Source organism: Acinetobacter sp. NIPH 817, from assembly GCF_000368405.1.
GTDB lineage: Bacteria > Pseudomonadota > Gammaproteobacteria > Pseudomonadales > Moraxellaceae > Acinetobacter.
The window spans coordinates 756,239-776,116 of the sequence record NZ_KB849420.1 but is presented as its reverse complement, the minus strand read 5'-3'; the positions used below and the strand labels follow the sequence as shown (position 1 = coordinate 776,116).

The window sequence follows — 19,878 nt, the reverse complement described above, 5'->3', positions numbered from 1 at the left end:
TCCTTGTTATGCTTCAACCATTGGAATGCGGTCTTCTGAACGTTCAGCATCAGTTAATGGGCGGATCTGACCACGTTCAGTCGTAAATTGAATGTGTGGATCGGTCTGTTCACTTACATCTGCATTGATATAGGTCTGGAAGCGTTTACGTACTTCAGGATTTTCTACCGCAGTACGCCATTCGTCTTGGTACGTGCCAATAATGTGTTCCATACGGCGCTCAAGCTCGGCAGCCAAACCAAGAGAATCATCAACAACTACAGATTTAAGGTAATCTAAGCCACCTTCCATGTTGTCGCGCCATACACTGGTACGTTGTAAACGGTCTGCGGTTTGAATGTAGAACATATAGAAACGGTCGATGTAACGGATGAGCGTTGCTTTATCGAGGTCAGATGCGAGTAATTCAGCATGACGTGGTTTCATACCACCGTTACCACACACATAAAGGTTCCAACCTTTTTCAGTCGCGATAATACCGACATCTTTACCTTGTGCTTCCGCACATTCACGTGTACATCCAGACACAGCCATTTTTAATTTATGGGGTGAACGTAAACCTTTGTAGCGGTTTTCAAGTTCGATCGCTAAACCAACCGAGTTGTCTACACCGTAACGGCACCAAGTACTTCCCACACATGATTTCACGGTACGCAATGATTTACCGTAAGCATGACCAGACTCGAAACCAGCAGCATTTAACTCTTCCCAAATGAATGGAAGTTCGTAAACTTGCGCACCAAACATGTCTACACGTTGACCGCCAGTAATTTTGGTGTACAGGTTATATTTCTTCGCGATTTGACCAATGGCAATCAAACCATCTGGAGTCACTTCACCGCCTGCCATACGCGGCACAACCGAGTAAGAACCATCTTTTTGGATGTTACCCAAGTAATAGTCGTTACTGTCTTGTAAGCCTGCATGGCTTGGCTCAAGTACGAAATCATTCCAACAAGAAGCCAAAATATTTGCGGCAGTCGGTTTACAGATGTCACAACCCAAACCATGGCCATGTTGGTGAATCAAGTCATCAAAAGTTTTGATTTCATTGACACGTACCAAGTGATGTAGCTCTTGACGCGAGTACGGAAAGTGTTCACAGATATGGTTATTTACAGTCACACCTTGACGTTGTAATTCTGACTTTAAAACTTGCGTCACTAATGGTGCACAACCACCACATGCAGTTGCTGCTTTGGTGCATTTCTTTAATGCACCTAAAGAGGTCGAACCATCGCTAATTGCTTGGCAGATGTCCGCTTTTGATACGTTGTTACATGAACAGATTGTTGCGCTGTCAGGCAGCAAATCTACACCACTACCACCCGACTTACCTGCTGATTGCTCAAAGCCCGGCATGATCAAGCTTTCAGGCACTTCCGGTAAAGCTAGACCGTTTAACATCATTTGTAAAAGGTCGCTGTATTCTTTGGCGTCCCCTACCAAAACTGCGCCAAGCAATTTGGTTTTGTCGGCATTTACAACGATCTTTTTATAAACCAGTGCATGCTCATCTGCATAGAAATAGCTTAATGCACCCGGCGTCATGGCATGAGCATCACCAACAGAGGCAACGTCCACACCCATCAACTTCAACTTAGTGCTCATGTCTGCGCCAGCGAAGCAATGACACTCTTCATCTAAAATGTGTTTTGCTGCAATACGTGCCATGTCATAGCCCGGAGCAACCAAACCATAAATTTTGTTTTGCCAAAGTGCACATTCACCAATGGCATAAACATTGGTATCTGAGGTTTGGCAGTAATCATTAATGACGATACCGCCACGCTCACCTATCGCAAGTCCACTGTTGCGCGCAAGCTCATCACGTGGACGGATCCCAGCAGAGAATAAAATGACATCTGCTTCAAGCTCGCTACCATCTGCAAATTTCATTACATGCGTTGTGCTGTCACCGCATTCAATAGATTGAGTCGCTTTTTGTGTATGAACTTTTACACCAAGATCTTCGATTTTGCGGCGTAAAACTTTACCACCTAAGTCATCAATTTGAACTGCCATTAAACGTGGCGCAAACTCAACAACATGGGTTTCTAGATCTAAATCACGCAACGCTTTGGCTGCCTCAAGACCAAGTAAACCACCACCAATGACTACACCTATTTTTGCATTAAGACTTGCTGCACGAATCGCATCTAAGTCTTCAATCGTACGGTAAACAAAACAGTTTTCACGGTCATTACCCGGAATAGGGGGAACAAATGCATAAGAGCCCGTTGCCAACACCAATTTGTCATAGCTAATCACATCGCCATGGTTGGTTGTAACTGTTTGCGCTGCTGTATCAATTGCCGTTGCTTTTGTATTAAGACGTAAGTCAATGCCATGCGCATCGGCAAAGTCAAAACGAGCTAAAGATAAATCTTTTGCCGATTTCCCCGAAAAATATTCTGTCAAATGTACGCGGTCATACGCGATACGAGGCTCTTCCGCGAGAATCGTGATTTCCAGTTCATCATCTGCTTTTTCTAAAATGGCTTCGATGAATTTGTGGCCCACCATACCATGACCAATCATTACCAATTTCATAGTGTTTCTCCTCAAATCACGTTGCTTTTAAGCTGCGTTATTGCGATCTAAAATAGCTTGCTCAAATAGACGTTGTTCTTTTGCCTTGTGCTCTACCGAGAAGCGAATCAACATCACGAAGCATCCAGCGACAATGACAAATCCACCTAATGCCATCAGGCAAGATTGAATATCTGTCATACCTTTTAATAAAAAACCTGCAACGACCGCGCCTGCATTGCCTCCGGCACCGATAATGCCAGACACACCACCCAGTGCTTCACGGTCGATAAATGGAACCATGGCATAGGTCGCACCGCATGCCATGTTAATGAAGAGTGCAAAGACCACCATGCTCATGATGGCCAAGTGCGCGAAATTCATTTGTGAAAATAAAATCAGGAATAGCCCTTCGCCCAAAATCATGACAAAGAGTAGTTTTGTACGGCCATCCAAACCTTTTTTGATTGCTACTTTGTCAGAGAGAAAACCTCCCAAAGAGCGAGCGAAGATGGCAAGTAGTCCTAAAATTCCGGCAGTTAAGCCTGCCTCTTTTAAGCCAAAGTGAAATTTTTCGACGTAATACATGGCCAAGATGTTGTGCATAAAAATCTCAACACCAAAACATGCGCCGTATGTACCAAATAAAATCCAGACACGGTAATTGCCAGCTGCTTGTTTCATTACAGCCCAGCCGCCTTTTTTACCGCTATCTGTGGCAATGCCTTGAGCGCGCAGCTCATCGAAGTTGCCTTGTGGACAGTCTTGGGTAAATTTCCAATACATGAATGCCACTACAAGCATCATTATGCCGGGCATTAAAAGTGCAATACGCCAGCCCATAGATTGCTCAACGCCAAACATCACAATTGCGGAGAGAATCAAAGGCATGACTGCTTGTGTGGTACCACCCCCAGCATTACCCCAACCTACAGCAGTTGCATTGGCTGTGCCCACAACATTTGGAGCAAACATGACGCTGGTGTGATATTGAGTGATGACAAAGCTTGCGCCAATGGCACCAATCAAAAAGCGGAAAAAGAGAAAGGATTCGTAACTTCTAACAGCAGTGATCCCAATGACCGGGATACTGCCAACAAGTAAAAGTGTGATATATGCTTTACGTGGGCCATATTTGTCACACAAAGGCCCGACGGCCAAACGCACCACAATCGTGACAGCAACGGCCGCAATGCTAATGTTAGCAATTTGATCTTTTGTTAAATGGAACTCACCTGCAATAACAGGCATGAGAGGTGCACAGGCAAACCACGCAAAAAAGCAAGCAAAAAAAGCGAGCCAACTCATGTGGAAGGCCCGCATCGCTGGAACTGTAAAATTAAACAGCTTAATAGATGTTGCTTTTGTGGCTGACAAATTCAAAGACATTGCCTTCACTCCGACTGAACGTAACTTCTTTGTGTACACCTAGGTATTCACAAACTCGATCAGAACGGACATCATTGGCCGTCTTTAAAACTCATGGTCGTCTTCGACCTGTTATTGAATAAGCATTTTGCATGCCAGCTTTTTTAAAAATTAAATTAATATTTTTTTATTATTATTTTTCATATAGATAAAATTTTTTAAAATATCAAAATGATCATTCTCATATCTTTAACTGCTTTAACCTTGCACCCTTATAGGGTTCAGGTAAAAATACGCTCTGCTACAAAATGAATCGCATTTTTGCACCAAGATTGATCAGTAGCGCTATTAAGCATGCTAATTTAGCGATAAAGCTCGATTTTTTCTTTAGTTTGCTATGGCATTAATCTTGCTTAAATAATTGATAACAAAAACGCGTCGAATTGGCGCATTTTCTTAGCCTGATTTTCTGAACTTATGCCAAAACTCAAAATAGCCCTTATTGATGATGATCATGCGCGAGCCGACTATATAAGAAAAAGTTTGCTTGAAAATGATTTTGAAGTAGTCGCATGCCTTACTTTGGATCATTTGAATATCTTTCGTCTGGAACATTTGCAAGCTGATGTCATCTTGCTTGATATGGATCATCCCCATCGTGACATTATTGAAAGCTGTGTCAGTAGTTATGACCTACCTACAGTTCTATTCACCAAAAATTCTGATAAAGACACCATTAAACAAGCCATCGATGCGGGAGTAACTGCGTATATTGTCGATGGCATCGACCCTTCCCGCTTACATACCATTTTAGAAATCTCAATTGAGCAATATAAAAAGCACAAAAAACTCGAAGGTGATTTAAAAGAGGCTCAAACCAAACTTGCCGACCGTAAGGATGTCGAAAAAGCCAAAGTGCTACTTATGCAACTGCATGGCCTACCTGAAGAAACTGCATTTCAGCTTCTTAGAAAAAATGCGATGAGCCACCGCATTACAATTGGAGAAATGGCACGGCGTTTACTTGACGCTCAAAAATTACTTGGCAATCAATTAAAGGATGACTAAATGAGCAGATTAGAAAAGACTCAATTACAACTTGGCTATATTCCTTTGCTTGATTGTCTTGCGTTGCTTTGGGCAAAACAAAGAGGTTTCTTTGAAGAAGTAGGTTTAGAAGTTACTTTAGTTAAAGAAGCATCGTGGGCGAGTCTGCGCGACCGTCTTGCTTTTGGATTATTAGACGCGGCCCATTGCTTATCGGCAATGTTACCTGCGGCGGCTGTAGGCGCAGATCAAATTGGTACACCTCTACAAACGTCACTGGTTTTAAGTGAAAACCGTGCTTTCATTAGCTTAAGTCAAAAGCTTACTCATCAACTTGCAATTCAAGAAAATGACATCGCACAAGTAACGGCACAAAAAGTGGCGAGCTATCTTGAACAAGGTCACCCTCTTTCTTTAGCGCATGTGTTTAAGCATTCTATTCACCATTACTGTTTAAGAGAATGGCTGGCTTTATCAAATCCAAAACTTGCGCAGTCTATTCAGCTCAAAACATTACCACCACCATACATGGTCGAAGCACTCGACAAACATGTGATTGATGGTTTCTGTGTAGGTGAACCTTGGAATACCCAAGGTGAGCTTCTTGGTTTAAGTAAAATGATTTGCTCAAGCCAAAACGTTATTCCTCCTGTCGCAGATAAGGTTTTAGCAGTAACGCAAGAATGGGCGGAGCAGCATCCACAAACGCTCGTCGCGCTCACCGCCGCAATCATGAAAGCCCAACAAGAGTTGAGTGAGTTACAAGACTTTGCGCCAATTTTAAAATTATTGGTTGAGTCTGGAATCGTTCGTTTTCATTGTTCTGAAGAAGTACATGTCGATAAATATTTCATGATTCAAGATATTGTCCGTCATTTAGTAAAAGAAAGTGCGCTTCCAAAAGTAGAAGACTTTTATTGGCTGCTCGAACAAATGCAAAAATGGGATGAACTTCAAATCGAGCAAGCACAAATTACAAGCTTGGGAGCTCAATGCATTAATCTTGAGGCTTATGAACAAGCCAAACAGCGATATTCTTCATAAGTCATCTAAGAATCAAATCAGCATAAAAAAAGCTGTCTTTTATAAAAAAGACAGCTTGAAAGACCCATAAGACAAAATGCGAAACACGCATTACTATATTTTTTGGACTCAACTGATCCATTGAAAATATAGCGCTTATGCAAATGATCATATCTATCTAAACATATCATTTTCAGACATTTTCATATCAATAACTGCCACATCATCAATTTCGTTAATCATTTCAACCTTTTAAGAGAGTACTCAAATAGTCCTCTCTTTTTATGCATAAAACTTATCTATGATCTCTACAAAATAGTAATACACAAATTATGTGGGTCAGGTCATAAATTTTATTGCTTCAAAGTAATTTCAAACATCGGTCTTAATTAGATTATTTTTTTTAGCTAAAAAGTAATTTATTGCCTATCTAGTTATATTTAAAACATTTATTAATTTTTCTCTTTATAAAATATAAATATTACGATTCAAATAATTACACAAAAAAAATTAGTGAAAAATCCTATAAGTGCCCCCTATTTTGAGTTACAAACCGCAACAATCATGGCACAAATGGTAATAATAATTAAATTAATAATCATTATCATTCACAACACATAAAAACCTGAGAAGATCTACCATGATCCATGAAAATATTCTCGACTGCATAGGTAAAACGCCACTATTACAACTATCAAGGCTATTCACGCATCAATCAGTCTCAGTGATTGCGAAAATGGAATTGTTAAACCCAGGAGGAAGTATTAAAGACCGTCCAGCATTATTCATGCTACAGGAAGGCTTGAAATCTGGAGTCATCAATAAAGATAGTCATATTGTTGAAAGCTCATCAGGGAACTTAGCTATTGCGCTTGCAATGGCATGCAAAATCTATGGATTAAAATTTACTGCCGTGATTGACCCAAAAATTGCTTCAGCAAATTTACAAATGCTGAAGCTTTATAAAGCCAATATCGAAATGGTCTCTGAAAAAGACCAAAACGGCGGTTACTTAAAAACCAGAATTGACACTGTAAAACGTCTCTGCCAACAACTACCGAATGCTGTTTGGATTAATCAGTATGCAAACCCAAACAACTGGAAAAGCCACTATTTTGGTGAAGCAGAAGAAATCCTAAATCAAATTGATCGCAAGATTGATTACCTCGTGATTGGAGCAAGTACCTCAGGCACGATTATGGGCGTATCTCGTCGCCTTAAAGAAAGATTTCCAGAATTAAAAGTGATCGCAGTCGATATCGTCGGCTCTGTGTTGTTCGGTGGTACATCTGGTCCGCGCGAAATTCCTGGCATTGGTGCAAGTACTGTCCCACCACTACTCTCCCCCGATGAAATTGATGATGTCATTTATGTAGATGACTATGAGTCGGCACTCGGTTGCAGAGAGCTTCTTGAACATGAAGGAATTTTTGCAGGCGGTTCGAGTGGCTCATCTATTTCAGCCATCAAAAAACTGATTCCAACCATTCCTGCTGGGTCATGCGTTTTAACACTGTTGCCTGATCGTGGCGACCGTTATCTCGATCTTGTTTATGAAGATGAATGGTTCGAAATGATTAAGAAACGTCACTTCAATCGAAATGTACGACGCCAAGAAAACCTTACTTTACAAAATGTTGTTTAACCTTCTCCTTAGGACATATTCATGAGCAATTTGGCTACCCTTCGCTACTTAAGTCAATCAGATTTATTAAATCTTGGCGCAAATCATAGTAATTCATTTATTGAAGCGATTACTGAAGGTTTAACCCTGCATGCAAATAAACAGTTTGTACAACCCTTAAAACCTTATCTTCGCTGGCAAGGTGCCGACCATATTGCTGACCGTATTATTGCCATGCCTTGCTATTTAGGTGGCAATGACCCGATTGCCGGAATTAAATGGATTGGCTCAAGACAACATAACCCTAAAAAATTCAATATTCCTCGTGCTAGCGCACTGATTGTTTTAAATGACTCAGAAACAAATTATCCGGTCGCGGTGATGGAAGGCAGCTTAATTAGTGCCATGCGAACTGCTGCAATTACCGGTGTTTCAATTAAATATTTAGCAAAAAAAGACTTTTCAGATATTACTGTGATTGGCTGCGGACCAATTGCGCAAATGCAGATTAAGACTGTACTTGAACAATACACTCAAGTGAAAAAAATACATTTATTTGATGTAAACCCTGAAGCGGCTGAAAAACTCAAAGCATTGTTCCTTTCCGAATATCCACATTTAGAAATTGAAATTCATGACAGTGCTAAGTCTGCGATTCAGCAAGCGGATGTCCTCATTACCTGCACAGTTTCAGATAAACCTTACATTCCATTTGAATGGCTTAAAAAAGGCTGCTTTGTTTCAAACATTTCAATTATGGATATTGAGCCTGAAGTCTTCTTAAAAGTGGACAAAGTGATTGTGGATGACTGGGACCAATCAAACCGCGAAAAGAAAGTCATCAACGTACTCGTTGAAGATGGCTTATTCAGCCGTGAAAAACTGCATGCCGAACTTGGCGACATCATTATTGGTCATAAAAACGGCCGCGAACATGAAGATGAAATCATTTTGCTCAACCCAATGGGCATGGCGATTGACGATATTGTCTGCGCTAAGTGGTTCTTCAATGCCGCACAAGAACAAAACGTTGGCACGGTTCTACCGCTTTTATAAGAATAGGAATAACTAAAATGTTAGATCGGATTTACACAGCACAACTACAAAAAACGATAGATGCTCTCTACATGGAGAATTATGGAGATTTTAAAGATCATATTTCCTATAAAAAGCCTTATCTGGCAATAACTCTCAATGATGAGTTGGAACTCTATCTAAGCTGTTTAAAAGTAGATGGTGTAAATCCTTTCTATGTCACCCAACCCGAAGTTCTGCTTCATAACCTCTTAAACAATACGACGTCTAAAATTTCTATTGCTGAGGTTTTTAATTATTTAACAAAAGCAACTTGGTGGCCTTCACCACATCATCAAAAAGCTATTAATTATTGGCTCGACAACTTAGTAACGGCTGAAAAAATCCCTCAAATTTTACAGTTAGCACTTTCATTTTCATCGCCTTTAATTACTAGTGAATTGCTCTCGCTGGTGGCTGACCGCCCATTTCATCCGTTTGCTCATTCAAAAGGTGAACTTGCACCACTCACAACTCAAAAAGAAATTGAGGTGTATTGGTGGGCTTTTAAGAAAGATGACATCATCAATAATATGGATTCGATTCCTCATAAAGAGCTTCTGTTATGCGAAGCTGAGGACAAGCATATTACTGAAAAAATAGCGGAACTTTCAGATAATTACTTAGCCCTACCTTTGTTAGAGACTCAACATCGCTATTTAAAGTTTGATGAAAATAAGTACGGCGCTATTGACCTGAACCATGTCACGACAATTGGCTCACCAACTTCTTCATTAAGAACGCTTATTCATAACTCAAACCCTACTCTGCATTTAAAACTTTCGACCAATGCTAAAACATTAGGTGCAATCCGTTCTATGCCAGGCCGTTATTTAATGAATGGTCATACGGCTTATGATTTTTTAAATGAAGTCATTAATGAAACTGCTCTAATAAAAAATCGTCTCTTTTTGAGTAATGAAACGCATTGGTGGGTACTCGGTAAACAAGAGCCGATTGTAAAAAATTTAGGTGTAATCGGTTGCCAAGTCAGACATTTACCCGATTTTTGCCAAGATCAAAATGTTACACCTATTACCATGTCAGCTTTAAGCTGTACTTATGTTGACCCTTGGGAAACATTGGGCATTGAAGGCGACAAATGGACATTATTAAAAGACTTAAGTGTTCATTTTATTCAAACATTCTTAACGCTTTGGGCAAAAGGCATCATGCCTGAATGCCACGGGCAAAACATGATGGTGTGTTATGAAAATAATAAGTTTAAATGCTTTATTTTACGTGACCACGATACCTTAAGAATATGTACAACAGCCATTGAAGAAAGTGGTTTTACTCCTCCGATTTATACCATCGATACCAGCACGCCGAACAACCTTATCTTTAGTAAAAATGAAGACTTATTTAATTACTTCATTACTTTAGGGATTCAAATTAACCTCTACCCAATTGCTTTAGCCACCTTGAAATATACGGATCGTACAGAAAGCGATTTTTGGGAGATGGTTCAAGACATTATTCAAGATTTTCTAGAAACTCAACCCATTTCAGAACAAACAAAATCGCAAATTCAAACCTATCTTTTTGACAATAAGACTTGGCCATTCAAACAGCTACTTACACCTTTACTCGCGCAAGAAAGTGACTCAACAGGTATGCCAAGTAAAATCGGAACCACACCAAACCCTTATCAGAGCTTGTCTGTTTCTAGCTATGAGACCATGGACATCTAAATCATGCGCTCATCTCGCCTAGATCATTTCATTATTTTGCTCTGTCAGTTTTTTTCCACTTTTGGGCTTATGGTGCTGATTCCGATCATGCCACTCTATATGGAAAAACTGACGGCGCATATGAGTGCTCCCACTATCTGGGCAGGTTTGGCACTCGCGGCTCCGGCTATTGGCAGTTTATTTACAGCACCGATTGTGGGTCATCTATCCGACACATTTGGCCATAAAAAAGCCTTGCTACTTTCTCTGGCTGGTTTCTGTATTTCAATATTGCTTATGGCGAGCGCCCAGCATTTAGACCTATTTATTTTCGCGCGAATTTTACTCGGTTTTTGCGGTCTTTCCGTGATTTTAAATGCCTATGTTTCATATCTTTCCAATGAACAACAACGTGGTGCCGCTTTTGGACAACTGCAAAGTAGTGTTGCACTCGCTTGCCTATGTGGTCCCGTACTCGGCGGGATATTTATGGATCAATGGCGGGTTGAAGTATTACTCAACGCAACAGCATTTGTTGTGATGACACTCATTGTGATTGCGTCAATTGTATTAACCAATCCCGTTAAAACTGAAACCACAAAAACCAAAGAAAAATCTAAGCTTCCGGCTTTCTTTGATAGAACAATTTTTTCATGGTTAAGCGCTGGCATTTTGGTTCAAGCCGGTGGCTTTGGCTTAGTGTCTTGCTTTGTTTTATACATTAGTGAAATAAGCCAAAGCACTCATTCATCATTATCTGCTGCAAGCTTAACTGGAACAATTCATGCGCTTTCATGGGGAGCAGCCTTTATTGCTGCGACCTATTGGGGAAAAAGAAATGATGATAAAGGAGATTCTTTTAATAACTTCATTTACGCATCTTTGATTTGCGGCATCACGATTTTCGCATTGATCTGGGTTTCTAATCTCTGGCTGATTCTTGTATTACGACTCATACAAGGCTTTTGCTTTGCAGCCCTTATTCCTTCGATCTTACACACCATTTCTCTAAAAGCTGGCGCTCAAAGCCAAGGAAAAGTGATTGGTATTTCTAACAGTGCCTTTGTTTTAGGGCAACTTATTGGCCCAATCACCATCACCCTCACCTACTCATTTTTCAATATTACCGCTGCATTAATCTGCACCTCACTATTTTTTATTGGTGCGGGTTTAGTGGTGATTTTGAACAGATTCTTAATGGATACAATTTTAAAAGAGGCACAAGAATGAACTCAATTATTACAACAGATGCATGGTCTTATAAACTTTTCGAACAGTACCTGAATACTTTCTTTCGTGAACTTAAAGTGAATCTTGAAGAGCACATTATTCCAGCTCAAGATTCTCCTTTATTCACACTGTATACGGAGCGCCCAGACACCCTATATTTTGCTTATACATTTAATGCATCTAACACAGTTGTTTATGGCGCAGTTCAACATCTATCCACCACTGGTTATCATAGATATCAACGTGGTTTTAGCCTACAAAACTTAAGCAACAATACATTTGACTCGCTTACCGACCCTAAAAATTTAGTGAAGCTGATTACAGATGAGCTGAATAGCTTATTTAAAGATAAAAATCAAAATAAGAACCTGTATTTTGATATTGCTAATAGTATCGAGAATACAAAATTCTTTATAGAAAATAAGCCCTCCCAATCAGCAACTAAAGCGTTAAGCGGTTTTCAAGCAACTGAACAAGGCATGTTATATGGGCATCCTTTTCATGTGACTTCTAAAGCCAACTTAGGTTTTTCTAAAGAAGACATGAAAAAATATAGCCCTGAGCTAGGCGCCAGTTTCCAACTTCACTACTTCGCGGTTCATTCTTCTCTAATTCAAAAGCTGGTAAGTGAAGAACAGCCTTCTTACCATATTGAAGATGAAGTTTTAGCAACTGCAAAAGAGCGTTTGCAAGAAAACTTCGCAAACTATGAGCTTATGCCAACTCACCCTTGGCAAGCTAATTTTTTACTTCAACATCCATCTTTAAAGAAACATTTAGATAGCCAAGACGTTATTTATCTAGGTGCTTTAGGTCAAACCGTATGGCCAACCTCATCCGTTCGCACCGTGTGGTTACCTCAATCGAACCTATTCTTAAAGCTTTCCATTGATGTGCGAATTACCAGTTTCATTCGTAATAACCCAATGGATGAAATGGAACGCGCCATTGATGCGAGCAAAATTATTATTAATCATAGGATTAATGAGCAATATCCCGACCTTGTGATTCTACCGGAACTAGAGGCGAAAACAGTCAAAATTCCTGAGCTTGAAAGTTCATTTGGCATTATTTATCGGGCAGGACTCACGCCAGAGGTATTAGAAAATACCAGAATGCTCGGCGGCTTGGTTGAAGAAAATGAAGACCATGAAATTCCACTTTTAAGCTTCATTCAGCAAGCCGCCCCAAATCAAAATCTACAATCGAAAGATGCCAAAGACTTCATTACTTTTTGGTGGAAACAGTACGTTAAAGTTTCACTTATTCCATTAATTGAGTTGTTTGCAAATAAAGGCATTAGCGTAGAAGCGCATATGCAAAACAGCTTAATGGAATTCAAAAACGGCTATCCGCATCGCCTTATTCTTCGAGATATGGAAGGCATTAGCATTGTTCCAGAAATGATAGAAGACAACTCATCTATTTCTGAAGATAGTACTGTTTGGTTCTCTCAAAAAGATGCATGGACGTTTTTAAAATATTACCTCGTGATCAACCATATTGCTCATCTCATCAGTGCAATTGCACGAGTTACGGCCATTGAAGAATCTGAACTTTGGCAAGCCACCCGTCTTACACTCACACAAGAAAACTTTAGCACCAAAGGCCAGCAATACCGCAATTTATTAATTCATTCACTCACATTACCAATTAAGGCAAATATGTTAAATACGCTCTACCACAGTGGTGGCAATCCAATCTGGATTGAAGTTGAAAACCCTATTTATAAATATCGCGGCGCAGAAGCGCTTTGCCCTCTTCAACCAACACAACAAACCAATTATAAAACCCTCGCGGAAAATCGCGTGATGGGCCAGTTATTAGAAGCACTCATTTTTGAAAATACTTTTAAATATGAGTTTTCTAAAGGTCAAATCAAGTTTTATATTTCCGATACCGTTTTTTATACTTGCGCAGCCAAGAGACATTTCAGTTTTAAACGAATTAAGTTAGATCCTTCAAGCTTAGTCCGTTCTGATATTACTTTAGACACTGAAACTCGCCCTAACTTAAAAACGCTACTTACCGATCTCAAAAATATTATTGAAGCTGACCCAGTTAAATGGCAAAACTTTAATGATGAGCTGAATTTGACTTACGTTAAACATGCTCAGACTTTGAGCCAAGTTCCTGCCCAACCTTTAAGAACCTTGCCTTATTTAGAACAAGAAGCACGGATTACCAATGCGCATTTATATCACCCAAGTTTTAAGTCTCGTATTGGCTTCGATTTAAAAGAAAACCAGAAATATGCTCCAGAGCTTTCTGAAGGTTTTACTGTTCAATGGGTCGCGACTCATAACAGTTTATGCAAACTGGTTTTAAGTAAAACCATTAATTTAGAGCAGCTTTATAAACAGCATTTTTCAGAAAAAGATTTACAAACTATTAATGATCAATTGAAAGAGCAAAATGTAGATTTTAAAGATTATATTCTCACCCCAATTCACCCGTGGCAGTGGGATAAAATTATTGAATTATATTATCAAGATGCAATTAGCAACCAACTGATCATTCCGTTAGATATTGAAGGCCCCACTTATTTACCACAGCAGTCAATTCGAACCTTATCAAATATTAGTGATATCTCGGCGCTTTCTCTTAAATTGGCAATGAACTTAGTTAATACATCGACCTCTCGTGTATTGGCACCGCATACCGTTCAAAATGCAGCAAAAATGAGTGACTGGCTTTATAACATTGTTGAGCAAGATCATATTTTAGAAAAACAGCGCAAACCTGTTATTTTAAGAGAGATTGGCGGTCTCTCAGTTAACCAGCCGATTGCCCTTCCTGTTCAATACGGCGCACTCGCCTGCATTTGGCGCGAAAGTATTTACAGCTACTTAAAAGAAGGTGAATCGGCAACACCAGTAACAGGGTTGATGCAAGTTGATACGGACCAAAAACCTCTCATTGATGAGTGGATTCAAGAGTATGGGATCGCGTTCTGGTTAGAAAAGTTACTTACCAATGCTTATCTGCCTATCATGCATATTTTATGGTGCCACGGCCTCGCTTTAGAGTCACATGCACAAAACATGGTACTTATTCATAAAAATGGCTTACCCGTTAAAGCTGCTTTGAAAGATTTCCATGATGGCATTCGTTTTAGCCGTCATCTTTTGCGCGAGCCCGACCTTTTACCCAACTTACAAGATGCGCCGAAAGAACATGCCAAAATTAATCCGAACTCTTTCTTGGAAACCCATTCTCCAAATGAGTTAAGAGACTTTACTCAAGATGCGCTGTGGTTTGTAAATTTGGCAGAGTTAGCGATTTTCTTAAATGAACATTATGACTTCGATGAAATCAAATTCTGGACTATGTTAAGAACCATCATCAATCAGCATAAAGAAGCTCACCCAGAATTTAGCGAACGATATGAATTATTTAACTTTACAGATGACACTATCGACATTGAACAGCTGGCAAGCCGCCGTTTCCTTCCAGAAATTCGCTTAAGAGTACAAACCACACCAAATCCGCTCAGTCTTATTAAGGAAATTGAATATGAATAAGCATTCGATTTCTTTTAAGAAACGAATAGCAAATGGCGAAACGCTTTACGGAATATTTTGTTCCGTAGCTTCTCCGATTAATGTTGAGCAACTGTCACTAGCGGGCTACGACTTTATTATTATCGACTTGGAACATACTTTATTTAGTACGTCTCAAGTCGAGACAATGATTTTAGCCGCTAGGGCTATGTCTATTGATTTGTTTGTAAGAGTGCCTCTAAACGCTAACCACCTCGTACTACCTCTGCTCGATGCAGGTGTAACAGGCATTGTGTTTCCGCGTATTGAAAATGCTCAGCAAGCACAAGAAGCTGTGAACTATTGCCACTATATGCCGCTTGGGCAAAGAGGATTGAATTCGACAAGGCTAAATCGATACGGTATTGATGATTTAGCGAGTTTTGTTCAACAGGCAGCAAACGAGACTGTTGTCATTGCTATGATTGAAAGCTTAGAAGGACTAGAACAACTTGATGAAATTTTAAAAGTTGAAGGCATCGATATTATTCTTGAAGGTGCTGCCGACCTCTCTCAATCGATGGGAATGCCATGGCAAACCAGCCATCCAAAACTGAAAGAAAAGATTCAAGAGATGTATATAAAGACTAAAAATAGTCAAAAGCATTTCTGTGCTATTCCCCGACAACCTGAAGATATTGCTGCATGGAAACAACAATCCGTTCAGCTTTTTGTACTCGGTGATGACCGCAGCATTATTCGCCGTGCCCATCAAAACCATCTAAATACATTTAAGGACAACTCATAACTGTTCACACCTTTTTAGGGGAATAAATTCCTATTCCCCTAATTCATTGAATAAATTTCAAATATATTATTTTAAAGCAATTAATAATATTGTTAATTACAATGATTCTCATTTATAATTCGCTCAATTTAAAATCACTCTCAGGGCGAGATAATGGGAAATAACATAAAAAGTAATAAACTTTTTACAAGAAAGTCTGAAGTTAAAAATATCATTCCACTTCTTTCACTTGGTGGAGCTATTTTCCTTTCAAACTCAGCATTTGCAGCTTCACCTGCTGAAACCACAGAAACAGAAAAGAAACCTGAAGCACTTCCTACAATTACAATCACTGCTTCACGGACAGATGAACTCTCTACCTCTGCCAAACAAGTCACCAAGTTAGATGAAAAACAAATTGAACTTTTAAGAAATGGTTCATCTGGAAGTATTGCGACTGTTTTAGCGAAAGCCGTACCAGGCCTATCGGACTCAAGCCGAACCATTACCGATTATGGTCAAACCTTACGTGGTCGTAATGCCCTGATCTTGGTCGATGGCGTGCCGATGAACCTTACACGCGATACATCACGTGGACTTTCAGCAATTGATCCTGAAAGTATTGCGAATATTGAAGTGATTCGCGGCAGTAATGCTATTTATGGCGGTGGTGCTGCGGGTGGAATTATTTCAATTACGACAAAAGCTGCGGGTGGTGAACCTACCGCAAAAACCGTGGTTGGACTTCAAACACCTTTAACAAATTTCCGTTCTAATGCTTTAAGTGGCGATATTCACCAATATTTCACAGGCAGCTTTAATGCATTTGATTATGCATTTGATTTTGGTTATCAACGTATTGGTAGCCCATACGATGCAAGTGGTGACCGTGTTGCACCGGAACCAAGTCAGGGTGATTTATATGATGCTGATGCTTACAGCGTAGGTGGTAAGCTTGGTTATCATATTGATGACAACCAATATCTACAATTCGCTGCAAACTACTACAATGCCGAGCAAGACTCAGATTATGCATCTGACCCAAGTGTGAAGAATGCTCCTGCTGGAACTGTACCAGCGAAAGCAATTAAAGGCTTAAAGCTCAAAGACCAAAATAAAAATGAAAACCAGATCTACAATTTGACCTATACAAACAAAGACCTGTTTGGGAATAAAGTTGATGCTCAAATTTATTACCGAGACTTCTTTACACGTTTCTCACCGTTTGATGCACGAAAAAATCCGAATCGGGGTGGTAACGTAGACCAGATCTATCAAGAAAATAATATACTTGGCAGCCGCTTAACTGTGACCACACCGCTTGAGTTTTTAGGTGACTCCTCACTGGTTTGGGGTGGTGACTTTAGCCGTGAAAAAAGCGAAATGCCTTTAGATACTTTCGATCCTGATATTTATGACCAATCTGGGGGGCTAGAGTTTGTAAAAACTGGCAAGCTCATTTATTTACCTGAACTTACAACGCAAAGTGTGGGTGGTTTTATACAGTTAAAACACCGCTTTAATGACCAATGGTCAGCAGAAGCTGGTACGCGTTATGAAGACAGCTATGCCCAAATTGATAGCTTTGTTCCATTATCCCAATTTGATCCTAACACACAATCATATAAGCCAAACCCTTATGTATATCAAGGTGGAAAAGTAAAAGCTGATGCATGGTTGTACAATGCTAATGTGACTTTCTCTCCAAATGACCAACACTCAATTTATGCATCATTTAACCAAGGTTTTCAATTACCTGATGTTGGTGTAATTATTCGTAATGCCAATAATACAGATAAGGAAAAAAATTATGAATTATCATCTTCATTTTTAGAACCTGTAAAAGTTGATAACTATGAATTAGGCTGGAAAGGAAACTTCAATAACTTCTCATCAAGCTTAGCCGTCTTCCACTCTACTTCTGATCTAGGCGCTGTGCAGTCTTTCAGCAATGGTCTGGCACTTAGCAGAACCAAAGAAAAAGTTACTGGTCTTGAAGCAACTTTTGACTATCTTGACGATGCTAATGTTTGGGGAACTGGTGGTAGTGTTACGTGGATGAAAGGTCGTGAAACACCTGAAAACGGTGCTGAACAAGACATGACGGGTTTCCGTATTCCACCATTAAAACTAACAGCTTATGTTTCTTATAGCCCAACTGAAACTTGGACCAACCGCCTACAAGCAACTTACTTCGGCTCAGAAGATTACCGCTTAAATGGTGTAAATGGTTTTGGTCGCTACGATGTAAAAACGTATACAACAGCTGATTTAATCAGTAGTTTTGCACTTAACAAAAAAGACACTGTGACGATTGGTTTAGAGAACATGTTTAACCGTAAATACTATCCTCTTTATAGCCAATTATTAAGATCGGGTGATAACACTAGCCATTTGGTGGCAAATGGTGCAACACTTAAAGTGACTTATAGTCACAAGTGGTAATCAAAGCTGACATAGAATGATTCACAAAAAAGGAGATCAGCGCGATCTCCTTTTTTAATAAAAAAATAAAGTTTTATTTTCTTTGCTTTATTAGCTAAAAGTCGGCTGTCGGAACTCCCCTAGCTTTCCCCTAGAAATTTTGTTAACTTGATTTCGTTACATATTCAAAATACAGTTTTCTAACCAACATTCCTCACTAGATTGTTAATGAAAGCTAATACTAATATGTAGTTTTACCAATATTTTTAATGGGGCAAGTCAGAATGGACATCTCACACCGCGAAATTTACGCGCTTGTAGACATTAATAACTGTTATGTCAGTTGTGAGCGACTATTTGACCCCAAACTTATTGGCGTGCCCGTTGTCGTGCTTTCTAATAACGATGGATGTGTTGTATCACGCAGTGAGGAAGCAAAAAACATGGGTATCAAAATGGGTATTCCATGGTACCAAATCGAAGAAGAAGCTCTCCAAGCAGGCGTACATGTCTATTCAAGTAACTACACTTTATATGCTGAGATGTCTCGTCGCTTTTTTTCGGTTTTAGGTGAATTCTTCTCACCCGATGATTTAGAAGCTTATTCTATTGATGAATGCTTTATCCGTTTAACCCCTTATCTTCAAACTCTAGATATTCATTCTCATTGTGCCAAAGCGGTAGAAACCCTAGAAAAATGGTTAAGCTTACCTTGCTGTATTGGCATCGGATATTCAAAAACTCAGGCCAAGTTAGCCAATCACTACGCTAAAAAAATTAAAAGCTTTAATGGAATTTGTAATTTCACTACCTTAGATCCCCTACTGCTTGAAGACCTCATGCAACAAACTTCCGTCAAAGAAGTGTGGGGAATTGGCTACCAATTGGTCAAACAATTACGAAGCTATGAAATTTATTCATGCCTAGACTTAACTTTTGCCAATGAACACCATCTCGCAAAAGCTTTCTCTGTGGTTATGGCACGTACTATTCGTGAGCTAAAAGGCCAATCCTGTATCCAACTCGATGATCCTGCCATCGTCACAAAACGAATTTTAGCATCACGAAGTTTCGCTCAAGCTTTATCCAGCATTGAGATTATTAAACAAGCGCTCATCTTTCATCTCAATCGCGCTCATCGGCGCTTAATGAAACAAGAACAGCTGTGTGCCTGTATTCAGGTCATGCTTTATGAAAAAACAGATAAACCACCTTATAAAAAAGCATCATCTCAAGCGATAGGTTTAACGTATGCAACAGATGACCTATGCATATTAACTAAAGCAGCCATGCAACAAATTGATGTTTTATATAAAGAAAATAAAAAGTACATTAAGATTGGAGTATTATTTTGTGGTTTGCACGCCCGTCAACATCACATTGATGACTTATGGCAACCTCTTGAGTTAATTCAGCAAAGACAACAACTCATGAAAACACTAAGTACAGTTCGTAATCGATTCGGCAGTCACTATCTACAAGTCGGTTATCATTCCAGTAGTCCATCTTGGCATATGAAACAATGTCACCGTTCAAAAAACTATCTAACTCGATGGAATGAGCTACTTGTAATTGGAGAGAATTCTACAGTCGTTACACAAAATACATGAACTG

The 19,878-nt window shown here is 39.5% G+C and carries 13 protein-coding genes; 10 read left to right on the top strand and 3 right to left on the bottom strand.

From position 1 onward, the window contains the following. Nucleotides 1-6: 6 nt before the first annotated feature. Entirely contained in the window at nucleotides 7-2,553 is a 2,547-nt protein-coding gene (gene nirB, locus F968_RS07375) for a nitrite reductase large subunit NirB (RefSeq protein WP_004791792.1), read from the bottom strand. A 27-nt stretch (nucleotides 2,554-2,580) separates the two neighbouring features. Then, nucleotides 2,581-3,921, bottom strand: coding sequence for an MFS transporter (locus F968_RS07370; RefSeq protein ID WP_004791789.1), 1,341 nt, complete (start codon nucleotides 3,919-3,921; stop codon nucleotides 2,581-2,583). Nucleotides 3,922-4,377: 456 nt separating this feature from the next. Here F968_RS07370 and F968_RS07365 point away from each other — a divergent pair, with 456 nt between their 5' ends. After that, nucleotides 4,378-4,968 (top strand): ANTAR domain-containing response regulator, encoded by a 591-nt coding sequence (locus F968_RS07365; protein WP_004791787.1) that lies wholly within the window; start codon nucleotides 4,378-4,380, stop codon nucleotides 4,966-4,968. Continuing rightward, on the top strand, nucleotides 4,969-5,991 hold the full coding sequence (locus tag F968_RS07360; RefSeq protein WP_004791785.1) for an ABC transporter substrate-binding protein: 1,023 nt from the start codon (nucleotides 4,969-4,971) through the stop codon (nucleotides 5,989-5,991). A gap of 1 nt (nucleotide 5,992) precedes the next feature. Here the strand turns inward: F968_RS07360 and F968_RS19670 are convergent, their stop codons facing one another. Continuing rightward, complete coding sequence (locus F968_RS19670; RefSeq protein WP_081399497.1) at nucleotides 5,993-6,112, bottom strand: hypothetical protein; 120 nt, start codon at nucleotides 6,110-6,112, stop codon at nucleotides 5,993-5,995. Between the two features lie 498 nt (nucleotides 6,113-6,610). Between F968_RS19670 and sbnA the strand changes: the two genes are divergently transcribed. From sbnA to F968_RS07320, 8 genes are all read left to right on the top strand, one after another. Beyond that, a complete protein-coding gene (sbnA, locus tag F968_RS07355; protein WP_004791783.1) occupies nucleotides 6,611-7,615 on the top strand; it encodes a 2,3-diaminopropionate biosynthesis protein SbnA in 1,005 nt (334 codons plus the stop codon). Between the two features lie 21 nt (nucleotides 7,616-7,636). After that, nucleotides 7,637-8,650 (top strand): 2,3-diaminopropionate biosynthesis protein SbnB, encoded by a 1,014-nt coding sequence (gene sbnB, locus F968_RS07350; protein WP_004791781.1) that lies wholly within the window; start codon nucleotides 7,637-7,639, stop codon nucleotides 8,648-8,650. 71 nt (nucleotides 8,651-8,721) lie between these two features. Then, the gene (locus F968_RS07345) at nucleotides 8,722-10,362 is read left to right on the top strand and encodes an IucA/IucC family protein (RefSeq protein WP_081399625.1); all 1,641 of its coding nucleotides are present in this window, start codon (nucleotides 8,722-8,724) and stop codon (nucleotides 10,360-10,362) included. Between the two features lie 3 nt (nucleotides 10,363-10,365). After that, the gene (locus F968_RS07340) at nucleotides 10,366-11,571 is read left to right on the top strand and encodes an MFS transporter (RefSeq protein WP_004791778.1); all 1,206 of its coding nucleotides are present in this window, start codon (nucleotides 10,366-10,368) and stop codon (nucleotides 11,569-11,571) included. Continuing rightward, nucleotides 11,568-15,095 (top strand): IucA/IucC family protein, encoded by a 3,528-nt coding sequence (locus F968_RS07335; protein ID WP_004791776.1) that lies wholly within the window; start codon nucleotides 11,568-11,570, stop codon nucleotides 15,093-15,095. The genes F968_RS07340 and F968_RS07335 overlap by 4 nt, the downstream gene beginning before the upstream one ends. Then, nucleotides 15,088-15,861: an HpcH/HpaI aldolase family protein gene (locus F968_RS07330; protein WP_004791774.1), complete on the top strand. Its 774-nt coding sequence runs from the start codon at nucleotides 15,088-15,090 to the stop codon at nucleotides 15,859-15,861. Before F968_RS07335 ends, F968_RS07330 begins: the two co-directional genes overlap by 8 nt. A gap of 153 nt (nucleotides 15,862-16,014) precedes the next feature. Then, nucleotides 16,015-18,285 carry a TonB-dependent receptor gene (locus F968_RS07325; protein WP_004791771.1) on the top strand — a complete coding sequence of 757 codons (2,271 nt, stop codon included), beginning with the start codon at nucleotides 16,015-16,017 and terminating at the stop codon, nucleotides 18,283-18,285. A 263-nt stretch (nucleotides 18,286-18,548) separates the two neighbouring features. Beyond that, the gene (locus F968_RS07320) at nucleotides 18,549-19,874 is read left to right on the top strand and encodes a Y-family DNA polymerase (protein WP_034596171.1); all 1,326 of its coding nucleotides are present in this window, start codon (nucleotides 18,549-18,551) and stop codon (nucleotides 19,872-19,874) included. Nucleotides 19,875-19,878 lie beyond the last annotated feature (4 nt).